The sequence below is a fragment of the Sulfitobacter undariae genome (assembly GCF_014196805.1).
GTDB classification, from domain to species: domain Bacteria; phylum Pseudomonadota; class Alphaproteobacteria; order Rhodobacterales; family Rhodobacteraceae; genus Sulfitobacter; species Sulfitobacter undariae.
Window position 1 is genome coordinate 147,611 of the sequence record NZ_JACIEI010000004.1, and the last position, 20,032, is coordinate 167,642.

At 54.3% G+C, this 20,032-nt stretch carries 20 protein-coding genes; 8 read left to right on the top strand and 12 right to left on the bottom strand.

The window, feature by feature from the left end:
- Positions 1–2 precede the first annotated feature (2 nt).
- Positions 3–452, bottom strand: coding sequence for a CopD family protein (locus GGR95_RS08725; protein ID WP_184564875.1), 450 nt, complete (start codon positions 450–452; stop codon positions 3–5).
- Positions 453–858: 406 nt separating this feature from the next.
- On the opposite strand from GGR95_RS08725, the gene GGR95_RS08730 reads away from it, so the two are divergent.
- Genes GGR95_RS08730 through dnaQ form a run of 4 tightly spaced genes read left to right on the top strand, consistent with a single transcriptional unit; the run spans position 859 to position 3,557 of the window.
- On the top strand, positions 859–1,458 hold the full coding sequence (locus GGR95_RS08730; protein WP_184564877.1) for a Maf family protein: 600 nt from the start codon (positions 859–861) through the stop codon (positions 1,456–1,458).
- Positions 1,455–2,291 (top strand): shikimate dehydrogenase, encoded by an 837-nt coding sequence (locus tag GGR95_RS08735; RefSeq protein ID WP_184564879.1) that lies wholly within the window; start codon positions 1,455–1,457, stop codon positions 2,289–2,291. Before GGR95_RS08730 ends, GGR95_RS08735 begins: the two co-directional genes overlap by 4 nt.
- Complete coding sequence (gene coaE / locus GGR95_RS08740; protein ID WP_184564881.1) at positions 2,291–2,878, top strand: dephospho-CoA kinase; 588 nt, start codon at positions 2,291–2,293, stop codon at positions 2,876–2,878. The genes GGR95_RS08735 and coaE overlap by 1 nt, the downstream gene beginning before the upstream one ends.
- A complete protein-coding gene (gene dnaQ / locus GGR95_RS08745) occupies positions 2,871–3,557 on the top strand; it encodes a DNA polymerase III subunit epsilon (RefSeq protein WP_184564883.1) in 687 nt (228 codons plus the stop codon). The genes coaE and dnaQ overlap by 8 nt, the downstream gene beginning before the upstream one ends.
- 3 nt (positions 3,558–3,560) lie before the next feature.
- Here dnaQ and secB read toward each other — a convergent pair whose 3' ends face one another.
- Together secB and GGR95_RS08755 are read right to left on the bottom strand one after the other, a co-directional pair.
- On the bottom strand, positions 3,561–4,043 hold the full coding sequence (gene secB, locus GGR95_RS08750; RefSeq protein WP_184564885.1) for a protein-export chaperone SecB: 483 nt from the start codon (positions 4,041–4,043) through the stop codon (positions 3,561–3,563).
- Positions 4,044–4,132: 89 nt separating this feature from the next.
- Positions 4,133–4,621, bottom strand: coding sequence for an FxsA family protein (locus GGR95_RS08755; protein ID WP_184564887.1), 489 nt, complete (start codon positions 4,619–4,621; stop codon positions 4,133–4,135).
- A 103-nt stretch (positions 4,622–4,724) separates the two neighbouring features.
- Here GGR95_RS08755 and GGR95_RS08760 point away from each other — a divergent pair, with 103 nt between their 5' ends.
- From GGR95_RS08760 to GGR95_RS08770, 3 genes are read left to right on the top strand one after another with little or no spacing between them, the layout of a single operon-like run.
- A complete protein-coding gene (locus tag GGR95_RS08760) occupies positions 4,725–5,381 on the top strand; it encodes a Tim44/TimA family putative adaptor protein (protein ID WP_184564889.1) in 657 nt (218 codons plus the stop codon).
- 53 nt (positions 5,382–5,434) lie between these two features.
- A complete protein-coding gene (gene mltA / locus GGR95_RS08765; RefSeq protein ID WP_246423337.1) occupies positions 5,435–6,415 on the top strand; it encodes a murein transglycosylase A in 981 nt (326 codons plus the stop codon).
- Positions 6,412–7,014, top strand: a complete 603-nt coding sequence (locus GGR95_RS08770; RefSeq protein WP_184564891.1) for a Smr/MutS family protein — start codon at positions 6,412–6,414, stop codon at positions 7,012–7,014. Before mltA ends, GGR95_RS08770 begins: the two co-directional genes overlap by 4 nt.
- Here the strand turns inward: GGR95_RS08770 and GGR95_RS08775 are convergent.
- Genes GGR95_RS08775 through hslV form a run of 3 tightly spaced genes read right to left on the bottom strand, consistent with a single transcriptional unit; the run spans position 6,997 to position 10,124 of the window.
- A complete protein-coding gene (locus tag GGR95_RS08775; RefSeq protein ID WP_184564893.1) occupies positions 6,997–8,220 on the bottom strand; it encodes an MFS transporter in 1,224 nt (407 codons plus the stop codon). The two genes, GGR95_RS08770 and GGR95_RS08775, sit on opposite strands and share 18 nt — an antisense overlap.
- Before the next feature lie 39 nt (positions 8,221–8,259).
- A complete protein-coding gene (gene hslU, locus GGR95_RS08780) occupies positions 8,260–9,570 on the bottom strand; it encodes an ATP-dependent protease ATPase subunit HslU (RefSeq protein WP_184564895.1) in 1,311 nt (436 codons plus the stop codon).
- A complete protein-coding gene (gene hslV, locus GGR95_RS08785) occupies positions 9,567–10,124 on the bottom strand; it encodes an ATP-dependent protease subunit HslV (protein WP_184564896.1) in 558 nt (185 codons plus the stop codon). The genes hslU and hslV overlap by 4 nt, the downstream gene beginning before the upstream one ends.
- Positions 10,125–10,197: 73 nt before the next feature.
- Here hslV and GGR95_RS08790 point away from each other — a divergent pair, with 73 nt between their 5' ends.
- Positions 10,198–11,163, top strand: coding sequence for a phosphotransferase (locus GGR95_RS08790; RefSeq protein WP_184564898.1), 966 nt, complete (start codon positions 10,198–10,200; stop codon positions 11,161–11,163).
- Between the two features lie 28 nt (positions 11,164–11,191).
- Here GGR95_RS08790 and trxA read toward each other — a convergent pair whose 3' ends face one another.
- From trxA to tsaE, 6 genes are read right to left on the bottom strand one after another with little or no spacing between them, the layout of a single operon-like run.
- Complete coding sequence (gene trxA, locus GGR95_RS08795; RefSeq protein ID WP_184564900.1) at positions 11,192–11,512, bottom strand: thioredoxin; 321 nt, start codon at positions 11,510–11,512, stop codon at positions 11,192–11,194.
- A 33-nt stretch (positions 11,513–11,545) separates the two neighbouring features.
- Positions 11,546–14,932 (bottom strand): double-strand break repair helicase AddA, encoded by a 3,387-nt coding sequence (gene addA, locus GGR95_RS08800; RefSeq protein ID WP_184564902.1) that lies wholly within the window; start codon positions 14,930–14,932, stop codon positions 11,546–11,548.
- Positions 14,929–17,880 (bottom strand): double-strand break repair protein AddB, encoded by a 2,952-nt coding sequence (addB, locus tag GGR95_RS08805; protein WP_184564904.1) that lies wholly within the window; start codon positions 17,878–17,880, stop codon positions 14,929–14,931. Before addB ends, addA begins: the two co-directional genes overlap by 4 nt.
- The gene (locus tag GGR95_RS08810) at positions 17,873–18,562 is read right to left on the bottom strand and encodes a nucleotidyltransferase family protein (RefSeq protein WP_425506388.1); all 690 of its coding nucleotides are present in this window, start codon (positions 18,560–18,562) and stop codon (positions 17,873–17,875) included. Before GGR95_RS08810 ends, addB begins: the two co-directional genes overlap by 8 nt.
- On the bottom strand, positions 18,550–19,560 hold the full coding sequence (locus tag GGR95_RS08815; protein ID WP_184564909.1) for an aminoglycoside phosphotransferase family protein: 1,011 nt from the start codon (positions 19,558–19,560) through the stop codon (positions 18,550–18,552). Before GGR95_RS08815 ends, GGR95_RS08810 begins: the two co-directional genes overlap by 13 nt.
- Positions 19,557–20,024, bottom strand: a complete 468-nt coding sequence (gene tsaE / locus GGR95_RS08820) for a tRNA (adenosine(37)-N6)-threonylcarbamoyltransferase complex ATPase subunit type 1 TsaE (RefSeq protein ID WP_184564911.1) — start codon at positions 20,022–20,024, stop codon at positions 19,557–19,559. Before tsaE ends, GGR95_RS08815 begins: the two co-directional genes overlap by 4 nt.
- Positions 20,025–20,032 lie beyond the last annotated feature (8 nt).

Here is a 20,032-nt window from a genome sequence, read left to right on the forward strand (position 1 = left end):
GCCTAGAACTTTACCGTGACTGAAAACACAATAAATATCATTAGCAGCGTCGGCACTTCGTTCATCATGCGGTATTGGCTGCCCGTTACGGTATTTTCACCACGCTGGAATCCCTTCATCCTGCGCATCAGCCACAAGTGAAACACTGTCATTGCGATCACAGATGCGCCTTTGGTCCACGGCCATATGTCGCCCCAATAGACAATCCCCGGTGTTGCGACCAATAGCAAACCAAACACCCATGTTGCCATCATAGCTGGGCTCATAATCACCTTTGCCAATTTGAACTCCATCATGGCAAAGAGTTTGTGCGTATCCCCGCTGAGACCTACCTGCTCGGTGTGATGGACCATAAGCCGTGGGAGATAAAACAAGGCTGCCATCCATGAGATGACCGAGATGATATGGAACCCTTTGATCCAAGGGTAAGCTGTTATCAGAAGATCAGTCATGTTTTTTCCTCAGTGCCTGACCCTCTCTCTAATAATAATAAAGATATAAAGTAAGATTGTAGTTTTAAGTAGGGAACGGAAATCCTGTGGATTAAATTGTTATCCACATTTTTAGAGGCCGTAAATACACGGGGAAAAGCCGATGTTGATAACCTATCAAATATTAACATAACTGTTATTTTACAGTTAGATACGTAAATATATTCTAATATTACCCTGTGGAAAACTCTGTGTATTTATTAGGCATCTAAAAACTTACCAAGCGGTGAATTTATTCTTTTCCACGGTGGGGGAATCGTGGCTAAACTTGCTGAGAGATGCGGCTTATCCCCCTCTTGAACCTAGCGCGTGAATTGCGGACAAGTTGTAACCACGCCTTACCCTCATTTATGCAAGAGTTATCCACATGTCTGTCCCGATGATCCTCGCCTCTGGCTCTGCCATCCGCAGTCAGATGTTACGACAAGCTGCTGTGCCGCATGACGTTATCATCGCGCGTGTGGATGAAGAATCGATTAAAGCTTCACTTATCTCCGACGGCGCCCCACCCCGCGATGTTGCCGATGCCTTGGCTGAACTAAAGGCCGCCAAGGTCAGCGATAAAAACCCTGGCCGCTTGGTTATGGGCTGTGATCAGGTGTTGGATCATGCGGGAAAGCTGTTGAACAAACCTGAATCGCCAGCGGATGCTTTGGCCCAGCTAAAGACGCTGCGGGGTGATCGTCATACGCTTTTGTCTGCTGCGGTGATCTATGAAGACGGTAAACCGCTGTGGCGGCATATTGGGCAGGTCCGGCTTAGGATGCGTGATGCCAGCGACAGCTATCTGCAAGACTATGTAGATCGGAACTGGGACAGTATCCGCCATGCGGTTGGTGCATATAAATTAGAAGAAGAAGGCGTGCGCCTGTTCTCGCGTATTGATGGAGATTACTTTACGGTTCTGGGTATGCCTTTGTTAGAGATATTGAACTACCTCACCCTACGCGGAGACCTTAACCAATGACCGAGTTACCCCGTATCCCTTTAGCTGGTGTGATCGGATCGCCTATTGCCCATTCCAAATCCCCGCAACTGCATCGTCACTGGCTTGAGACATATGGCATCGCTGGCCACTATATCCCAATGGATGTGTCGGTTGATAATCTGGAAGAAGTGTTACGTACTTTGCCCAAGATGGGTTTTGTCGGGGTCAATTTGACCATCCCTCACAAAGAAAAGGTGATGGAATTTGCTGATTTGATCACAGATCGTGCAACATTGATTGGGGCGGCGAATACGTTGATTTTCCGTAAAGATAGTAAAATTCACGCTGATAATACAGATGGTTACGGGTTTATCGAAAATCTAAAAGCAGGTGCGCCCCATTGGGTGCCCTCCGCCGGACCTGCCGCTGTTTTAGGTGCCGGGGGCGCTGCACGGGCTGTGATTACTTCGCTGCTGGACGCGGGTGTCCCCGAAATTTTATTGTCCAATCGCACGCGAATTCGCGCAGAGCAGCTCCAAAAAGAGTTCGGTAACCGTATTCAGGTTTATGACTGGGTGCAGGCCGGAAATATGATTGATGACGCAAGCCTGCTGGTCAACACAACCTCTCTCGGGATGATTGGCAAAGGTGAATTGCGTGTCCCTCTGGATGGTTTGCGCTCGGAAACCATCGTGACTGATCTGGTTTATGCGCCATTAAAAACCAAAATGCTGGCCACAGCAGAGGAATACGGATGCACCACGGTTGATGGCCTTGGTATGTTGTTGCATCAGGCCGTTCCTGCCTTTGAACGCTGGTTTGGCCGCCGCCCCGAAGTAAACCGCGCCACACGTGCGGCGGCGTTGCGCTGATGTTTGTTCTTGGTCTCACAGGTTCCATTGGCATGGGGAAATCCACCACTGCCCAAATGTTTGTCGAATTAGGCTGCGCGCTGTGGGATGCGGACGCGGCTGTGCACCGGTTGTATGCGCAGGGTGGCGCTGCGGTTGCGCCTTTTGCTGCTGCCTTTCCTGATGCTATCGTTGACGGCGCTGTGTCGCGTCTCGCATTGAAAGACATCATTGGCCGCGATCCTGCGGCGTTGAAGCAGATAGAACAGATCGTACATCCGTTGGTAGGTGAGGACCGTGCCGATTTCCTTACCCAAACCACTGCCGATATTGTGGTTCTGGATATTCCACTTTTGTTTGAAACAGGCGGCGATGCGCGTGTGGATGCGACGGCCTGCGTGTTCACCGATGACGCCACCCAAGAGGCGCGGGTGATGGCACGCGGAACAATGACGCGTGAGCAGTTTTTATCGATTAAAGCCAAGCAAATGCCAGCCGCTGAAAAATGCACCCGTGCGACCTATGTGATCCAGACGGATACGCTTGAACACGCGCGCACGCAGGTGCAGAACGTGGTTGAAACCATACGGAGCCAGCTAAATGCGTGAGATCGTTCTCGATACTGAAACCACTGGCTTTGATCCCCAGTCAGGTGACCGCATTGTTGAGATCGGCGCAGTTGAACTCATGCGCCACGTGGCGACGGGAGTGACCTTCCACGAATATATCAACCCGGAACGCGGTATGCCTGACGAGGCGTTTCAGGTGCATGGTCTGGGCGATGAATTTCTTCGTGATAAACCCAAGTTTGCTGCTGTAGGTCAGGCGTTTCTGGATTTCGTCGGCGATAGCAAAATGATCATTCATAATGCTGCTTTCGACATGAAATTTCTAAACTTTGAATTGGCCAAGATGGGCCTGCGCCAACTGCCGTGGGAACAGGCGGTTGATACGCTTGCCATCGCCCGCAAGAAATTTCCAGGTTCACCATCGTCGCTTGATGCGCTCTGCCGCCGCTTTGGGATTGATAACACATCCCGTACATTGCACGGCGCGTTATTGGACAGTGAAATTCTGGCTGAAGTCTATTTGGAACTGATTGGCGGCAAGCAGCCTGATTTTGGCTTGTCCACCCGCGCCGAGCCGAAAGAAGGCGAGACAAATACCGCTTGGGCACCGCGCCCGCGTGCGACGCCCCTGCCCTCGCGTGTATCGGAAAAAGAAAAAGCCGCCCATGCCGAGTTTGTCGGCAAATTGGGCGGCGATGTCTTGTGGCTTAAAGAGTAACGCTTATGCGTCCGATTTAGGCGCTTCTTCGGCCTGACGGCGTGCGATTTCATTGCGATACAGCGATACAAAATCAATGTTCTCAAGGTTCAGCGGCGGGAAACCACCGTCACGTGTGATATCGCTGACGATACGGCGCAAGAACGGGAAGATCATGCGCGGGCATTCGATCAGCAAGAACGGGTGAAGCTGTTCTTCTGGTACGTCTTGAATGTCAAAAATACCGACATAGTCGATTTCCAGCGCGAACAAAGTTGTGTCTGCGCCTTTTGCTTTTGAAGTCACGTTCAGCTTGATTGCGGATTCATACTGGTTTTCGGTAGACCGCTTTTTCGCGTCAAGGTTCACCTGAACCTGAACGTCAGGCTGCACATCGCTTGGTGCCCCTTTTTGCGCCATGATGTTCTCAAAAGACATATCACGGATGAATTGACCCAATACGCGCATTTGTGGGGCTTTGGGTTGTGTCGCTTCGGCTTCGGCCATAATAGGCTCTCCTCTTTGGAGCTGCAAAAAATACTGAGGTACGCTTAACAGGTCAGGCGTGACCCCTCAATCGCTTAGTGTTTTGGTTTTTAGTGCTTGGTCCAGCCCGATGATCCCTTGGGCGCATCGTCATCAGGTATCTCAACAAATTCACCGTCAATCACATCGCTTCTGCCCTGCTGGGGCTGGCCTTGCGGGCGTTGCGCGGAATTTGCCGCGCCAAAGCTCTGGATATTCACACGTGCACGAATTGCTTGGAAGGCAGCCTGACGAATGGCAGGGACCAGCAGCGCAAAACCCATGGTATCTGTGAAAAAACCGGGAGTAAGCAAAAGCACACCGGAAAACAGGATCATCGCACCATGCACCAAAGGTTCGGTTGGGTCGCGCATGTCACTAAACGAGCTTTGGACCTGTCCCAATGCCATCCGACCCTGGCTGCGCACCAGATATGTACCCGCCAGCGCGGTTAAAATAACGATCAAAAGGGTTGGCCATAGGCCAATAAACCCGCCGACTTGGATGAATAAACCGATCTCAATCACCGGAACGGCGATAAATGCGATTAAAAGCCACATGTATTTGCTTCCTTTCTGGGGGCTACAGTAGACTTGAGCCCAGTTGATACCTACATAGGGTGCTTAGACGATTGTTTCCACGCCTACTCCTCATGAGGTCCATATGAATTCGCCGCTAATCCAGATCTTGGTGCTTGCCGCCATCGCAGTTTTTTTGATCCTGCGGCTGAAAAATGTGTTGGGTACACGTGAAGGTTTTGAAAAACCGACAGCTGTACCTCCTCCGATCCGTAACACGGGCCCCGCGTTTGAAGTGATCGAGGGCGGTCCCGATCTGGATATCACTGATCACTTCGCCGAGGGCACAGCCCAAGCCCGCGCTCTGGCAGAAATGAAACGCCTTGAGCCATCTTTCAATGTGGGTGATTTCTTGGGTGGTGGTCGTGGCGCCTATGAGATGATCGTCATGGGCTACGAACACGGCGAGCTTGATACCATCAAGCCCTTCATCTCAGGTGATATTTACGAGAGCTTTGTTGAGGGTGTGGCCGCACGCGAAGACCAAGGCCTGACCATCGAGGCCAGTTTCATCGGCGTGCGAGAAACGACATTGGATAATGTGACGCTGGACCCCGATACAAAAGAAGCCGAAATGACATTGCGATTTGTGGCAGAGTTGACACAGGCTGTGCGTAATTCGGAAGGCGAGATTGTAGAGGGCAGTGTCACTGATGCTAAAAAGCAAAAAGACACGTGGGTTTTTGCCCGCATAATGGGCTCGGATGATCCGAATTGGTTGTTGGTTTCTACAGACGGGTAATATGCGCATTTCGCATCAGTGCCTTTACTTTGGCCTCGCTGCTGGCGGGGCCTTTGGCGTCTGAAGTTACATATAATGTCCTGTCGTTTGACGATCTGGATGGTTGGGCAGCGGATGACCACGCGGCCGCGTTTACGACCTTCCTCAACACCTGCAAAGACATGAAAGACCCTGATTGGGAATCTGTTTGTGCCTTTGCAAAATCGGGCCCCGATCCACGAGATTTCTTTGAATTGCTATTTCGTCCTGTCCTGATTGAGGATGGCCAAGACGCTATGTTCACCGGATATTTTGAGCCCGAGCTGGATGGGTCGTTAACACCGACTGACCGCTACAAATATCCTGTCTATAAAATGCCATTGGAAGCACGGCAGAACCGTCCTTGGTTGCCCCGCCGTGATATTCTGGAATCGGGTGTGATGAATAACCGTGATCTGGTGATCGCCTATGTCGATGATCCGGTTGAGCTGTTCTTTCTACAAATCCAAGGTTCTGGCCGTATTCGCCTGCCCGAGGGCCGTGCCATTCGTGTGGGGTATCGCGGCTCCAACGGGCATAACTATCGTTCTATCGGTCAAGAACTGGTGCGCCGCGGTGTGTATGAAGCGCATCAGGTCAGCGCGGAAGTCATCAAAAATTGGGTGCGGCGTAATCCTTTAGACGGGCAAGAACTGCTGTACTACAATCCCTCCTATGTGTTTTTCCGTGAGGTCAGCGAAGTCCCTGCGGACAAGGGGCCGCTGGGCGCGATGAACCGCTCGATCACCAGGATGCGCAGTATTGCAGTGGACCCCAAATATATTCCCTTAGGCGCGCCTGTCTGGATCGAAAAAGCAGGTAAAGTGCCATTACACCGTCTCATGATAGCCCAAGATACAGGATCAGCGATCAAAGGGTCACAGCGCGCTGATGTGTTCTTTGGTACAGGTGATGAGGCGGGCCGTGAGGCCGGCACATTACGTGATCCGGGGCGGCTGATGGTGTTGCTGCCTATTCAACGCGCCTACGCCCTACTGCCTGAAAGCGCGATATGAAACGCGGCCAGTTGAGTGCAGAAGATCAGGAGTTATGGGACCGTGTACGCGCCAGCGCCCAGCGGATGAAACGCAGTAACCTTGAGCCACAGCGCTTTGACCCTGACAGCAGCCTACCCGCACCCGCAGTTGCCAGCCCCCGCAACATTCGCAAGGCGCAGTCGCTTATTCTGGGTAAGCCCAATCCGCCTTCTCGTGGCACCACACATAATCTAGCCCCCGCAATTCACGATCAAATCCGTCAGGCCCCTGTGCAGATGGATCAGAAGTCTTTCGGCAAGCTCAAGCGCGGCAAGCTGCGGCCAGAGGGCAAGCTGGATCTGCACGGAATGACGTTGGACCGTGCCCATCCTGCGTTGATGAGATTTGTGATGAGCGCCCATTCGCAGGGCAAACGCCTGATCCTAGTGGTGACGGGCAAAGGTAAGCAACGCGACGAAGGTGGCCCGATCCCTGTGCGCCACGGTGTGCTGCGCCATCAAGTGCCGCAATGGTTGGCGATGCAGCCGATGAAGTCGGTTGTGCTACAAATCGCGCAGGCCCACATCAGCCATGGCGGCGGCGGCGCCTATTACGTTTATTTACGCCGCCACAGGTAGGTCACGCTGATAGCGCAAAATGCCCAATCCTGCGATCAATGCACCGACAAAATAGAAAACCGCAATCGGGATCATTTGATCTGGAAAATCAACGCCATAGTCGATGAATGCCCCTGTGATCCCCGGCCCGATGGCCGAGCCAAACACCATTAACGCCGCTGCTGCCGCTTTGATCGCGCCCAGATTTCTGGTGCCGTAGAACACAGACCAAAGTGCTGCAGTTGCGGTGCCTTGGGTGCCCTGCCCGATGCCAAAAATCATCAGCCCCACACCTGCCATAAAAATCGAATCCGCATAGGCCAGCACCAAAAACGAGATGCCAAAGGGGATCATTTGGAACGGCACAATCCATTTCACGCCGAAACGGTCAATCGCCCAACCTGTGATAAAGGTGAAGGCAATGCTGGACACCGTATAGGCGGGCATCAATGCCACAAAGGAAACAAGGCTCCAGCCTTTGATCTCGGTCAGATGAACCTGTTGGAAAAACAACGCGGTACCCCATGTAGAGGGGCCAAGGATGATGGGAATAAGGATGTAAAACAGCGGATGGCGCAACATCTGTGTACGTGTCCAATGTACGCCGCCCATTCCCAAGGTTTGGGTGCTGTCCGCCATAGATTGCGGCGTGCGTTCCTGCCTGAGCAGAATTTGCATGATCGGGATCATTGCCACGATGAAAACCGCGGCCAGCAGCCACAGGTTCTGCCAATGCCATGTGGCCAAGAGGCCCACAAACATCACCGGCAAAATCGCTTGGCCTACAGCAAACCCCATGGAAGAAAGAGAAAGCGCCCGACCCCGCGTGGCGATAAACCAGCGTGACATTGCCACCGCCCCAAGTTGCGACAGCATCCCCTGCCCCATGAACCGCAACGCAAAGATCACAAACACCAGTAGAAAGCCGTTTGGCACAATCGACATTGCCACACAGGCCAACGCTAGCAGCGCCATTACCGCAAATGACAAATGCCGCACGCGAAACCTGTCTGTCAGCACACCTGCCCAGATCATGGCAACGGCGGACAGCGTGGTGCCAATGGTATAAATGCCGCCCCATTGGCCGTCGCTGAGGCTGAACGCGCCTTTCACCTCACCCGCGAATAGCGAGATGAAATAGGTTTGCCCGAAGGATGATGTGAAGGTCAGCAAAAATCCGGCAAGTAGGAAAAGCCGATTGTCGACAAGAAAACGTAAATAGCCCATGCGCCATAAATTGCTGACGCATGGGGAAATGGGAAGAGGTTAAAGCACGTAGCGGCTTAAATCTGTGGATTTTACCAACTCGCCGAGGTTCTTTTCGACAAAATCGGCATCAACCACGATCTGTTCACCCCCACGGTCAGGCGCGGAGAAGCTGAGTTCTTCAAACACCCGCTCCATCACCGTATACAATCGCCTCGCGCCAATGTTTTCAACGGATTGGTTCACATCCGCCGCAATTTTAGCCAGCGCCTTGATGCCATCCTCGGTAAAGCTCACCTCGACCTCTTCAGTACCCATCAATGCAGTGTATTGCAGCGTCAGCGCATTGTCGGTCTCTGTCAGGATGCGGACGAAATCGGCTTCGGTCAGCGCACGTAGTTCCACACGGATCGGCAGACGGCCTTGCAATTCAGGCAGCAAATCCGACGGTTTCGCGATGTGAAAGGCGCCTGATGCGATGAACAGCACATGATCGGTTCTAACGGGGCCATGTTTGGTGCTGACAGTGGTGCCTTCAATCAGCGGCAGAAGATCACGCTGCACACCCTCGCGGGAGACATCGCCACCGCGTGCATCGGCGCGGGTACACACCTTGTCAATTTCATCAAGGAACACGATGCCATGCTGCTCAACGGCTTCGATCGCGGCGCGGGTGACTGTTTCATCATCCAGCAGTTTATCCGCTTCCTCACCGATCAATATTTCATAGCTTTGTGCCACTGTCAGACGCTTTTTGGTAGTACGCCCGCCCATGGCTTTTCCGAACATATCCCCAAGGTTCATCATGCCCATGCCACCGCCACCGGGTTGACCAGGGATTTCCATCGCGGAAAACGGATTGGAGGTATCGGCGACCTCAAGTTCTATTGTTGTCTCGTCCAACTGTCCGTCATGTAGCTTTTTGCGGAACATATCGCGGGTTCCTTCGCGGGCGTCTGGCCCTGCGATGGCGTCAATCACGCGCTCTTCTGCGGCTTTCTGGGCGTTTGCCTTGACGTCTTCGCGCATGTGGTCGCGGGTCATAGCGATAGCCGCATCCAATAGATCACGGATGATCTGTTCAACATCGCGGCCCACATAACCCACTTCGGTGAATTTGGTTGCCTCAACCTTTAGGAAAGGCGCACGGGCCAGTTTGGCCAAACGGCGGCTGATTTCGGTTTTGCCCACGCCTGTAGGTCCGATCATCAGGATATTCTTGGGATAGACTTCGGCGCGGATATCATCGGGCAGCTGGCTGCACCGCCAGCGGTTACGCAAGGCCACGGCAACGGCGCGTTTGGCGTCGTCTTGGCCGATGATATAGCGGTCCAGTTCGGATACGATTTCGCGGGGGGTCAGATTGGTCATGCTTTAACTTTCTCAACGGTCAGATTGCCGTTGGTATAAACGCAAATGTCAGAGGCGATTTTCATCGCGTCGCGTGCTACGGTTTCTGCGTCACGGTCGCTGTCGATCAGCCCACGTGCAGCGGCCAGCGCAAAGTTTCCGCCCGAACCGATGGCGGCGATGTTATGCTCGGGCTCTAACACATCCCCCGCACCTGTGATGATCAACAGCTCTTTGCCGTCCGTCACAATCAACATTGCTTCCAGTTTTTGCAGATATTTATCTGTCCGCCAGTCTTTGGCCAGTTCAACACTGGCACGCTGCAATTGTCCCGGCGTTGCTTCCAGCTTGGCTTCCAGCCGTTCCAGCAGAGTGAACGCATCTGCAGTCGAACCCGCAAAGCCGACGATCACATCATAACCGCCCGGTGACAGCCTGCGCACCTTGCGCGCGGTGCCTTTGATCACGGTTTGGCCAAGGCTGACCTGACCATCTCCTGCAATCACCACTTCGCCGTCTTTTTTCACGCCGATGATGGTTGTGCCGTGCCAACCGGGAAAATCTTGTTTTGACATAATGCCTCCTAAGTTAAAGCATATATGAAAACCCAAATGCAGTTTCGCAAGGCTATTCCCCGAAAGGATTTAGATGTCTGTGGTCAAATCTCTTAAAATCGAGGCCCAGCGGCTGTTTGTAAGTCTCGCTCAACAGGCGGGTTTGCAGGCAGAAAACTATGCGTGCAAAGCAGAATGGATAAAGGATGACCGCAACCGCCTACATATTGTACAACGTTATGATCAGGCAGGTGGCGCGTCGGTGGTGCTTAAATACGCTCAACGACCCGTAGATCAGGAAGAGTTTTCACGTGTTCTAGATGCACATCACAATGCGCATGCCGCATTGGCGGGATCGAACACCAATATTGTACCTGAGATATTGTCAGAGGACCGACAGGCACAGGCCTATTTGATGCGGTATGTGTCTGGTGAAACTTTTTTGGAGAGATGTCGCAATCAAGAGGATCACACACCGTTTCTGCGCCGTGCTGGATCATGGATGTCTGCGTTTCATGGAGGAACTGTGCAACAAAAACGGGCGTTTCAACCCCGTTTTATGGTCAATCACATGCACAAACTGGCAGGCCAGATGAAAAACGGAGAGCGGCGCATCAGCGGGCAAAGTGAGTTTATTCCCTATGCTGAAAATATTGGCGCCCATGTGGGTGCGGCCGAAGGGCATATCGGCACGATCAGTGCGAAACACGGTGATCTGAACGCGCACAACATTCTAATGTCGGATGACACCACCGCCGTGTATGATTTTTTAGGCGCAGATAATGCGCCTGTTGCCTATGATATTGCACGGTTTTTGCAAAGCTATACGCAGATGGTAGGTGAATTGGACGACGTGCCAAAGGGGCTGGCCGTGCCGCAACGCGCATGGGATGCATTTTTTGAAGGCTATACGTTAGTCAGTGCCGATGATCCGATCCTTGTTTTTATCTCCAAAGTCCAAGTGCTGACAGATTGGAATAGAATGCAGGACAAAAGCACACTCAATGGTATCATCCGGTTGGAACGGGTCAAAAAAATAGCGCGCCAAGCATTTGCCTGACGCGCCATTCGTTTTGAAGTGAGCCAGCTTAGATGGACTCTTCGATCCAGCTTTGCAGGGCGGCCTTGGGGCGTGCGCCTGCCATGTTGGAAACAACCTCACCGTCTTTAAAGATAAACAGCGCAGGAATACCGCGCACACCCATTTGGGCAGGTGAATTTGGGTTTTCATCAACGTTTACTTTGACGATTTTCACTTTGCCTTCCATTTCGGCAGACAGTTCCTCAAGCGAGGGACCGATTTGTTTACAAGGGCCGCACCATTCCGCCCAGAAATCCACCACAACGGGGATGTCAGAATTTTTCACTTCGGCGTCGAAGGTCGCATCGGTAACAGAAACAGTGGCCATAAAGCTCTCCATGGGTTCGGGTTTGAATGATACCTAAGAAGGCATGTTGCCTGCGTCAAGGTAACCTGTGCGCTGTAACGCACCGGTAACGGTATCGTGGGGCAGGGGCATCAGCGCCCCGGTGCGAGTCCACAAGATCGCAGTGTCGATTTTATGATCGGGGTAAATGGCCTGCAAAGCATGGGTATAGGCGCCCATCTGGCGCAGCAAACCTTCGGGGCAGGTGGCAGGCGAATCTGGCACGGTGCGGTTGGTTTTGAAATCAACAGCCAGTATTCGATCATCCGTTATAATCAATCGGTCAATAATCCCGTACATCCGTTTGCGGCCCAGATCAGCGGTGACAGGCACCTCTGCCATGGCGTTGGGCGTAAATAGATCGGCCAGCGCCGGATGCTCCAGAACGCCCAAGGCTTCGGCCAGCGCCATGGCGGCCTGATCAGGGTCCGTATTGCGCAACAATTGCTCGGCGGCCTCATTGCGCTGCTGGGTGGTGAGGGCCGCGAGGTTTTCCAACAGCATATGCACAAGCGAACCATAGGACATCGCCGCTTCTTCATCCATCCCATCTTCGCCCGCCAGCGCTTTTGCACCGCCCAGATCAGACGGCGACAGCACTTCGGTCCGCTCAGGGGCAGGCGGCGGATTGGTGGTAAAGACAGGCTCTAACACAGGGACAACAGTCTCTTTCGGAGGCACGGTAACGACGGGTAGATCGTTCCAGCCTTCTTGCTCATGGCGAATGCCAAACACAGGCCCTTCATTGAACGGCTTGGCGTTCAGATGGTGCAAAGCAGCTTCGGTCATCTGATACCAACTACCGCCGTCTTTGGGCAATTCACCCGCTGCCGCAACAATCAGCCATTTTTCTGCGCGTGTCATGGCGACGTAAAGCAGCCGCAGCCCTTCTTGGGTTTGCGCCTCTTTCAATGTGTCAATTTGTGCAGCGATGGCTTGGGTCATATCGCCTGAATTGGGTTTCCATATCGGTACACCATCCAGCGTGATAATCTCGTCGCGGATTTCGTTCTTTTTGGTGCCTGTGTCGGGCATGATTACAATTGGCGCTTCCAGCCCTTTGGCCCCATGCACGGTCATCACGCGGATTTGGTCAGAGGCGCTGTCAATCTGGCGTTTGATCTCCAGATCATCGGCCTGCATCCACTCCAGAAACCCTGTGAGGCTGGGCACTTCTGTCCGCTCATACGCCAAAGCCTGCCCCAGCAGCGCGTCAATTCCGTCTTCTGCCTCGGTGCCCATCCGAGCCAAAAGTAAGCGGCGGCCATCGTGCAAAGTGAGGATACGCTCAATCAGATCGTAGGGCCGCAAAAAATCCACCTGACTGCGCAGGTCATGCAAAATAGCCATCGTTTTTGGGTATTTACCTTCTTGTGTACGCAGATATTGCCATAAATCTTGTTTCAAAGGCCGATAATGCGCCAGCGTGAACAACGCCTGTTCGTCCCACCCAAACAGCGGTGATCGTAGCGCCGTTGCCAAAGACAAAGCATCATCAGGGGTGGACAGAAAAGACAAAAGCGCACCGATGTCACGCACCGCCAATTCCGCCCCAACCTTCAAGCGATCTGCCCCAGCAATGGGCAATTCAGCCGCTTTGCAGGCGCGGATAATCTCAGAAAACAGGCCCGTTTTACGCCCGCGCACAAGGATCAGGAAATCGCCTGCGGTGATCCGGCGGCGGATCGTTTCGCGGTTTTTACCTTCATCAGGGATGTAATGTTCACCCTCTATCAAATGCTTAATCTGCTCGGCGATTTGATCGGCAAGGATTACCGTGTGGTGCTGATCGCTTTTGCGGTCCACAGGATCGGTCCAATCGGCCTCTTCGTCATCATCAGTGCTTTTCTCAATCAAGGGCCATAGATCAACACGGCCGGGCAGGGCGTCTTTGAAGGCCAGATGGGTCATCGCCTCGTCCATGCGCGGTTCGGGTTGGGTGTTGAAGGTCTGATCCACCGCCCGCAAGATCGCGGGAGAGGACCGGAAAGAGTAATCAAGGCTCTGGTTCTGGAAATCCAGTTTGGCTGCTGTCAGGCTTTCTTGGAATGAAACGCGTTTGAGGTCGAATTCACGTGGATCAGCCCCTTGGAACGAGTAAATAGACTGCTTTTTATCCCCCACAACAAACAATGTGCGCGACGTCTGTTCTTCACGCGCCCCTGCACCAGAGGCAAATTCATCCGCCAGCTTTTCAATGACATCCCATTGCCGCGGCGAGGTGTCTTGCGCCTCGTCCACCAGAATATGATCAATGCCACCATCAATGCGGTACAGCACCCAAGCTGCAACTTTGGGGTCATTCAACAAGGCGCGCGCGCGCAGGATCAGATCATCGAAATCCAACCAACCGCGTTTTTGTTTTTCGGCCTCGTATCGGGTGATAAATACTTTGGAAAAACGGTGCAGCGCACGGGTGCGTGACAGGTTGCGGGCACGCATTTGCAGGTCATGCGCCTCTAGCGCACGTTGGGCCAAATCCTCAAACGGCGATAGCATCGGCCCGAGATCGGTCTGCGCGCCTTTGGTTGGGAAACTTTTGCGCAGCTCCATCTTTTGGGTCAGCAGCAGCGCCTTCAACTTGTCCAGATCAGTGATTATGGGCGCATCAAAATTGATGGCGCGTAGCCCATCGGCCAATTTGGGCATGGTTTTGTTGTTCTGTGCCGCAAAAACGCCAATCGCCTCGGGCATCCAGCGGGCAACGGCCTGATCCATCACATCGCGGGGCAGATCGTTGATGTCAAAACCATCGGGCAGATCAAACAGCGCAGTCAGATCATCAGGCAGCATGTCAAACAGCTCGCGCTTACCTGTGATTGCTTGGGTGAGCGAGCCAAAGTTATCGCCCGTGTAATGGGCCGCCAAATCGGTAACCAGCCGCGCCTGCGGCCCTTCGGCCATGGTGTCCAAAATATCGGCACGCAGCAATTCGGCGGCGCGATCTTCAATTTCTTTGAATTGAGGGCTTACTCCTGCTTCTAGCGGAAAACGCCTTAATAGAGACGCACAAAACGAGTGGATTGTCTGGATTTTCAGGCCACCGGGGGTTTCGATCGCTTGGGCAAACAGGGTGCGGGCATCGCGCAGTTGCGCGGCGGGTATGTCTTTTAGAACTCCCAGATCACGCAGGGCGGCACGCAGTTCGTCGTCTTCCATCATCGCCCATTCGCCAAGGCGTTTGAACAGACGGTTCTGCATCTCAGAGGCGGCAGCTTTGGTGTAGGTCAGACAAAGGATGTGCTGTGGTTTGACCTCATCCAACAGCAAACGTGCCACGCGGTCTGTCAAAACCCGGGTCTTGCCCGATCCCGCATTGGCGCTGAGCCAAGTTGACGTGTCAGGCCGTGCTGCCATGATCTGGGCGCGGGTTGCATCGTTCCATTCGGGCAGGTCAGTCATGTCAAATCCTCAGGCTGTGCAGGATCGGAGGCATCCCATTCGCCAAACCGCGCCAGATGGTCAAACTCGCCATCAAAGATTACTTTTTCCATCATCCGACGCGAGGTGAAGCCTTGTTCTGGGTCCAGATAGGCCGCGATGAGGGTGCGCAGATTTTCCAGAACCACGGCTGGCGGCTCTTCCTCTAGCGGTGCGTCACGCTCAACAGGGGGATTACCAAGGCCGATAAATGTTGCACGTGAAACAACTGCGGTACCGACTTTTTTGAACGCGCCTTCTTCAACCATGGCGGCTTCGATCAACAGTTGCTTATCAAAGTGCTTTTGTTGTTTGTCGGTGGGCGGATTTCCGGTTTTATAGTCGTAAATCTGGATGTCGCCTGCGGCGTTTCGGTCAATCCGGTCGGCGACACCGCGCAAGGTAAAGCCGAGTTCGGGCAATTCCAGCGTACCACGGGCGTCTTTTTCAAAGGCGACAGGCACGGCAGTGGCCAGGCGGGTTTCCTCAGCCTCAATAAACCAATCGGCAATCCGCGCTAGACGCGCCAACCAGATCGTGCGAGCGGCGGGCCATGGGACCAGTTCGGTCAGGGTATCATGAGCGATGTTGAGCAGATGGGCGCGGTTGAGGTTGGCGGGGTCCACTATGACGGATTTCACAAAATCCTCCATCACCGCATGCACAACAATCCCGCGCAACGGCGCATCGGGGGATTGCACCAGCGGATATAGCGCCCGCAATCGCAGGCTGTGGCGGGCATAGATCGCATAAGGATCGCGGATTAATGTCTTGATTTCGGTCACAGACAGGCTGCGCGGACGTGCTGCCAAAGGCGGGCGCGGCGAGGGGCGCGGAGCGGACTCTACACGTGCCACAGCTTCCAATGCGCGGGCCTGACCCAGCCAATGATCGCCTCGGGCAATCATGGCATTCCACGCCTCAACGCCGCCTTGCTTTGGCAGGCCGCCCATCAAATTGCCCAAACGGTTCACCCAACGCGAGGGCACGGTTTCGGCATCTTCTGACCGGATGGAACGGGTGATCCAGACTTCAGGCGCACAGACCGCTTGCTGATAATCATGTGCAGCCAGCCCCACACGTCGTTCAGGCAGCAGCAACCCTGCGTCATTGCGCATTTTGCGGTTCAGCCACGGATCAGGCGGGGGGGCTTCGGGCCAAGTACCGTCGTTCAACGCGCCAAGGATCACCAGATCAGCGCCTTGCACACGGGCCTCCAGCGTACCCCAGATCATAATACCAGCGTGGGGCGCATCGCGGTCACGTACCTCACCGGCTGACAGCAAGGCACCCACCAGATCACCGTAATCAGCGGCAGTCAGGTCGGTGCCATAGCTGGCTTCATCTTCCAGCTCTTGCATGACGCGGCGCGCTTCTGCCCCCGCTTTGTGCTGCCACAATTCATGCGCATGGTTGGCGGAGGGGCCAGCAGCCAAAGCTTCGGCCAGTTCCAGATGCAGGTTTACCCAATGGGTGAGGGGGCGGGTTTCGTGGTCCAGATGGCCCATCATGCTATCCGCCACCCATGCGGCCCAAACCTTCATGGCTTCATCCTCTGGCACGGCTTTTTCGCATAGCTCGCGAAACGCGTCAGGCTCGGGGTATGGCAGGCCGTGCCGCCGTATTGCCAATTCACAACGTTGCGTGTGCAAGCGGTGCAAATTGCGCCCGTCGGCGCTATGGCTCAGCGGGTGTTTCAGTAACGTCAGCAGAGCTTCGGCATCCAGTTTGCGTGACATCAGCGCCGCGACATGCCGTAAAAAACGCCCCGGAGGGGACAAGTGCAGAGGCGTTCCTGCGCTGTCGTCGGGCAGGATATCCCAACGGCTGAGCGCCGCCGTCACCCGCCGCCCTAACATACGGTCAGGCGTGATCAGCGCTGCGGTTTGCCCGTCTTCGGCGGCTTGTCGCAGGCGCAGGGCAATTGCCAATGCTTCGGCGCGGGGCGTTTCAGCCAGTAGCAAGGTCATATCCTTGGTGGCATCAACCAAGTGATCCAGCTGCGGTCCCTCGATCCGCCACGCATCAGTGACAGGGGCAGGGCGCAAGGACAGCGAGACAAGTTTATTGCGTGCAGGCGAAGGCGGCACTGCGGGTTCATGCCAGTTTTCAACAGCGTTGGCTGTGCTGTCCAACCCTTGCATCAGGCGGTAAAACCGGAATTGTGGATGATCTTCGGAAATGAGTGGATCATCCAAAGCAGCCCAGACTTCGGGCGGTAGATCAAAGTCAAATCCGGGTAGAACCAGTGCCCCTTGGGGTAGTTTAGAGACTGCCTGCATGAGCATCATCATCGTACCGCGTGATCCTGTTGACCCCGCAATAATGACCGGATGCTGCGGCGGCTGTTCGGCCCAGAGCGCGGCAATGCCGCTGACACGTGCCCTTTGTCGGGCTTCTTTGTCGGGCATCGCTTCGGTCAGTGTTAGGTAATTCTGGACGATCCCCAAAAACACTTTGGCGCGTTCCCAATGGCCTGATTGATCCGTCACATCCAGATCAGCGATGTCATCGGGGGTGACCCCTTCGCCCTGCATTTCGTCAATCAAACCTGCAAGGCTATCGGCCAGATCATAGAGAGAGGCCCGTGAGGCAAGATCAGGTGATTGCTCTAATAAAGCAGAAATCAGGCCGATCAACTCAAGCCTTCGGCGTAGGGCGGGCACGCCTTCGGGGATGATCACGCTGGGCGCAAGGGTTTCCAGATCGCTGATCAGGCGGATACGCGGTAGCAGTCGCGCTGGCCCTTGCGCAAAAATCGTACGTAGGCGGCGGGCCATACGAGTGGTGTTTACGATCAGTTCAACACGGGCCAATGCTTCGGGCGGTTGCCCTTCAAAACGGTGCAGCAGGCCATCAACCAAAGCTTGTGGAAAATCGACGCCCGAGGGCAGGCCGAAAACGCGGGGTGTGTCTTGGGGTTCAAACATCTGATGCCAGCAATTCTTCTGCGGTGGTCACGCCACCTGGGTGACCTACATCGCACCACCTACCCGGATAGCGGAGTCCATGCAGTCTGCCTTTTGCCAACATTTGATCCCAGATCAGATTGAGAGAAAAAGCAGTTTCTTTAACTTCGGCCAATAGGTCTGTTTTGATGATCTGGACACCGCCATAAACCACACCTGCACCGCGTGTCAGTTGGCCGTTAGGGGCAAGGGTGAAATCCCCTGCGCCACTGTGCTCCAGCGCATGCTCGGGCGGAATACCCATCAAAAGCGCATCCATCTGATCTGGGTTCCACGCATCCAAAAGCAGGCGCAACGGGTTTGGGCCGTGCCAGATGGCATCCGTGTTCATGGTGATCACTGGCCCAGCGCCGAGCAGCGGCAGCGCGTTGCGCAGGCCACCGCCTGTTTCCAGAATTTCAGGCGCCTCGATAATCGTTTTCACACCCAAAGGTGCAAGATGCGTCTGCAACTGGTCAGGCAGGTAATGCAGGTTTGCCACAATCACAGGCGGTGCGATATCTTGGGCCAATTCAATCGCATGATCAATCAGGGGACGGCCTGCAACCTCAACCATCGGTTTTGGGCGGTCCGCTGTGAGGTGTTTCATCCGCGTGCCAAAACCCGCAGCGAACAGCATGACGGGCAGGCTCATGTTGCGCATTTCGATTTGAGCAGGGCAAGGCCCTCGGGCGTGGGAGTGGGCAAAGTGGTACGGATGTGATCGGCAATCGGTGCCATCGCAGGATGGGCCAGATTGCGTTCCACAAACTCCCAAACGCGGGGGATCAAATCAATGTAGCGTGGTTTGCCCAACTCAATGCAGAGTTTGGCAAAAGCACCAACAATACGCAGATTGCGCTGCACACCAAGGACCGCATATGCGGTGCGGAAAGCATCATTGTCTTGGGGGTTTTGGGCCAAATAGCGATCAATCATCGCCGCCTCAATAGCTGGGGGCACATCGCGCCGTGCGTCTTGCAAGATCGAAACAAGATCATATGCGGCATGACCCGACATTGCGTCTTGAAAATCCAACAGACCCACACGCGCAGCACCCGTGCGATCAGGCAACCACAGCAGGTTTTCAGCATGGTAATCACGCTGGATCAACACTTGGGGCGCGGCTTCAAGCGGGGCCAGCATATCTGTCATGAGCTGCTCAAACCTAGATTGTTCGGGCGTGTTTTTCGCACCTGTTAGGCCAAATAGATAATATTCATAAGCACGCGCTGCGAATTGGGTCATCGTCGTGGTGTCATAGGGCGCAAGGTGCGGCATCGGCGCAGCATGCAAGGTTGTCAGCACATCAACCGAAGCCTCGTAAAGCGGCAGTTCCAGCGCAGGATCACGCGCGATGACCTGTTTGAACAAATCGTCGCCCAAGTCTTCTATCAGAAGAAAGCCGTTTGCCACATCACGGTGCAAAATCTGAGGCGCGCTGAGGCCGATCCCGCGCAGGTGTTCTGCAATGGCGATAAACGGGCGCACGTCTTCGCCTTTGTCGGCTGGCGCGTCCATCAAGATTACGGTGCTGCCGTCAAGGGCAGTCAGCCGTTCGTATCTACGGTTGGAAGCATCGCCCGCGATTGTGACACGGGTGGCGTCTGCCCAACCGTTGTTTTGGATGAAGGCGGTCAAAAGAAATGCGCGGTCTGTCATGGGATCCAGTCAGTTAATGTGGCATCCCAGCGGGAAGCCGACCATGTGGCGTTCAGGGTGCGGTGGTTTTCAGCATCGGTTGCAGTAAGGGTGATGTCCAGCGCATCTTGGGGGCGTAACACCCCAAGACGGTCAGGCCATTCTATCAGGCAGATCGCATTTTCCATTGCTTCTGTCAGACCCAGTTCTTCGGTCTCTGACGGATCAGCAAGACGGTAGAGATCGGCATGCCAGATTTCATCACCCGATGAGGCGTCATAGATTTGTACCAGCGTGAATGTGGGCGAAGGCACGTCCTCTTGCACAGCCAATAAGGATTGGATCAATGCGCGTGCAAAATGGGTTTTCCCCGCGCCCACATCACCTGTCAGCAAAACAGTGTCACCCGCTGTCAGAACGGCCCCAAGACGGCGCGCAAGATCAGCAGTTTGATCGGGAGAGTGTAGGGAGGCGGAGATTTTCATGCGGTCAA

Excerpts from the sequence above, each read along its gene's own strand:
- GGR95_RS08725 (WP_184564875.1), bottom strand. The coding sequence starts at position 452 with ATGACTGATCTTCTGATAACAGCTTACCCTTGGATCAAAGGGTTCCAT.
- GGR95_RS08730 (WP_184564877.1), top strand. The coding sequence starts at position 859 with ATGTCTGTCCCGATGATCCTCGCCTCTGGCTCTGCCATCCGCAGTCAG.
- GGR95_RS08735 (WP_184564879.1), top strand. The coding sequence starts at position 1,455 with ATGACCGAGTTACCCCGTATCCCTTTAGCTGGTGTGATCGGATCGCCT.
- coaE (WP_184564881.1), top strand. The coding sequence starts at position 2,291 with ATGTTTGTTCTTGGTCTCACAGGTTCCATTGGCATGGGGAAATCCACC.
- dnaQ (WP_184564883.1), top strand. The coding sequence starts at position 2,871 with ATGCGTGAGATCGTTCTCGATACTGAAACCACTGGCTTTGATCCCCAG.
- secB (WP_184564885.1), bottom strand. The coding sequence starts at position 4,043 with ATGGCCGAAGCCGAAGCGACACAACCCAAAGCCCCACAAATGCGCGTA.
- GGR95_RS08755 (WP_184564887.1), bottom strand. The coding sequence starts at position 4,621 with ATGTGGCTTTTAATCGCATTTATCGCCGTTCCGGTGATTGAGATCGGT.
- GGR95_RS08760 (WP_184564889.1), top strand. The coding sequence starts at position 4,725 with ATGAATTCGCCGCTAATCCAGATCTTGGTGCTTGCCGCCATCGCAGTT.
- GGR95_RS08770 (WP_184564891.1), top strand. The coding sequence starts at position 6,412 with ATGAAACGCGGCCAGTTGAGTGCAGAAGATCAGGAGTTATGGGACCGT.
- GGR95_RS08775 (WP_184564893.1), bottom strand. The coding sequence starts at position 8,220 with ATGGGCTATTTACGTTTTCTTGTCGACAATCGGCTTTTCCTACTTGCC.
- hslU (WP_184564895.1), bottom strand. The coding sequence starts at position 9,570 with ATGACCAATCTGACCCCCCGCGAAATCGTATCCGAACTGGACCGCTAT.
- hslV (WP_184564896.1), bottom strand. The coding sequence starts at position 10,124 with ATGTCAAAACAAGATTTTCCCGGTTGGCACGGCACAACCATCATCGGC.
- GGR95_RS08790 (WP_184564898.1), top strand. The coding sequence starts at position 10,198 with ATGTCTGTGGTCAAATCTCTTAAAATCGAGGCCCAGCGGCTGTTTGTA.
- trxA (WP_184564900.1), bottom strand. The coding sequence starts at position 11,512 with ATGGCCACTGTTTCTGTTACCGATGCGACCTTCGACGCCGAAGTGAAA.
- addA (WP_184564902.1), bottom strand. The coding sequence starts at position 14,932 with ATGACTGACCTGCCCGAATGGAACGATGCAACCCGCGCCCAGATCATG.
- addB (WP_184564904.1), bottom strand. The coding sequence starts at position 17,880 with ATGTTTGAACCCCAAGACACACCCCGCGTTTTCGGCCTGCCCTCGGGC.
- GGR95_RS08810 (WP_425506388.1), bottom strand. The coding sequence starts at position 18,562 with ATGCGCAACATGAGCCTGCCCGTCATGCTGTTCGCTGCGGGTTTTGGC.
- GGR95_RS08815 (WP_184564909.1), bottom strand. The coding sequence starts at position 19,560 with ATGACAGACCGCGCATTTCTTTTGACCGCCTTCATCCAAAACAACGGT.
- tsaE (WP_184564911.1), bottom strand. The coding sequence starts at position 20,024 with ATGAAAATCTCCGCCTCCCTACACTCTCCCGATCAAACTGCTGATCTT.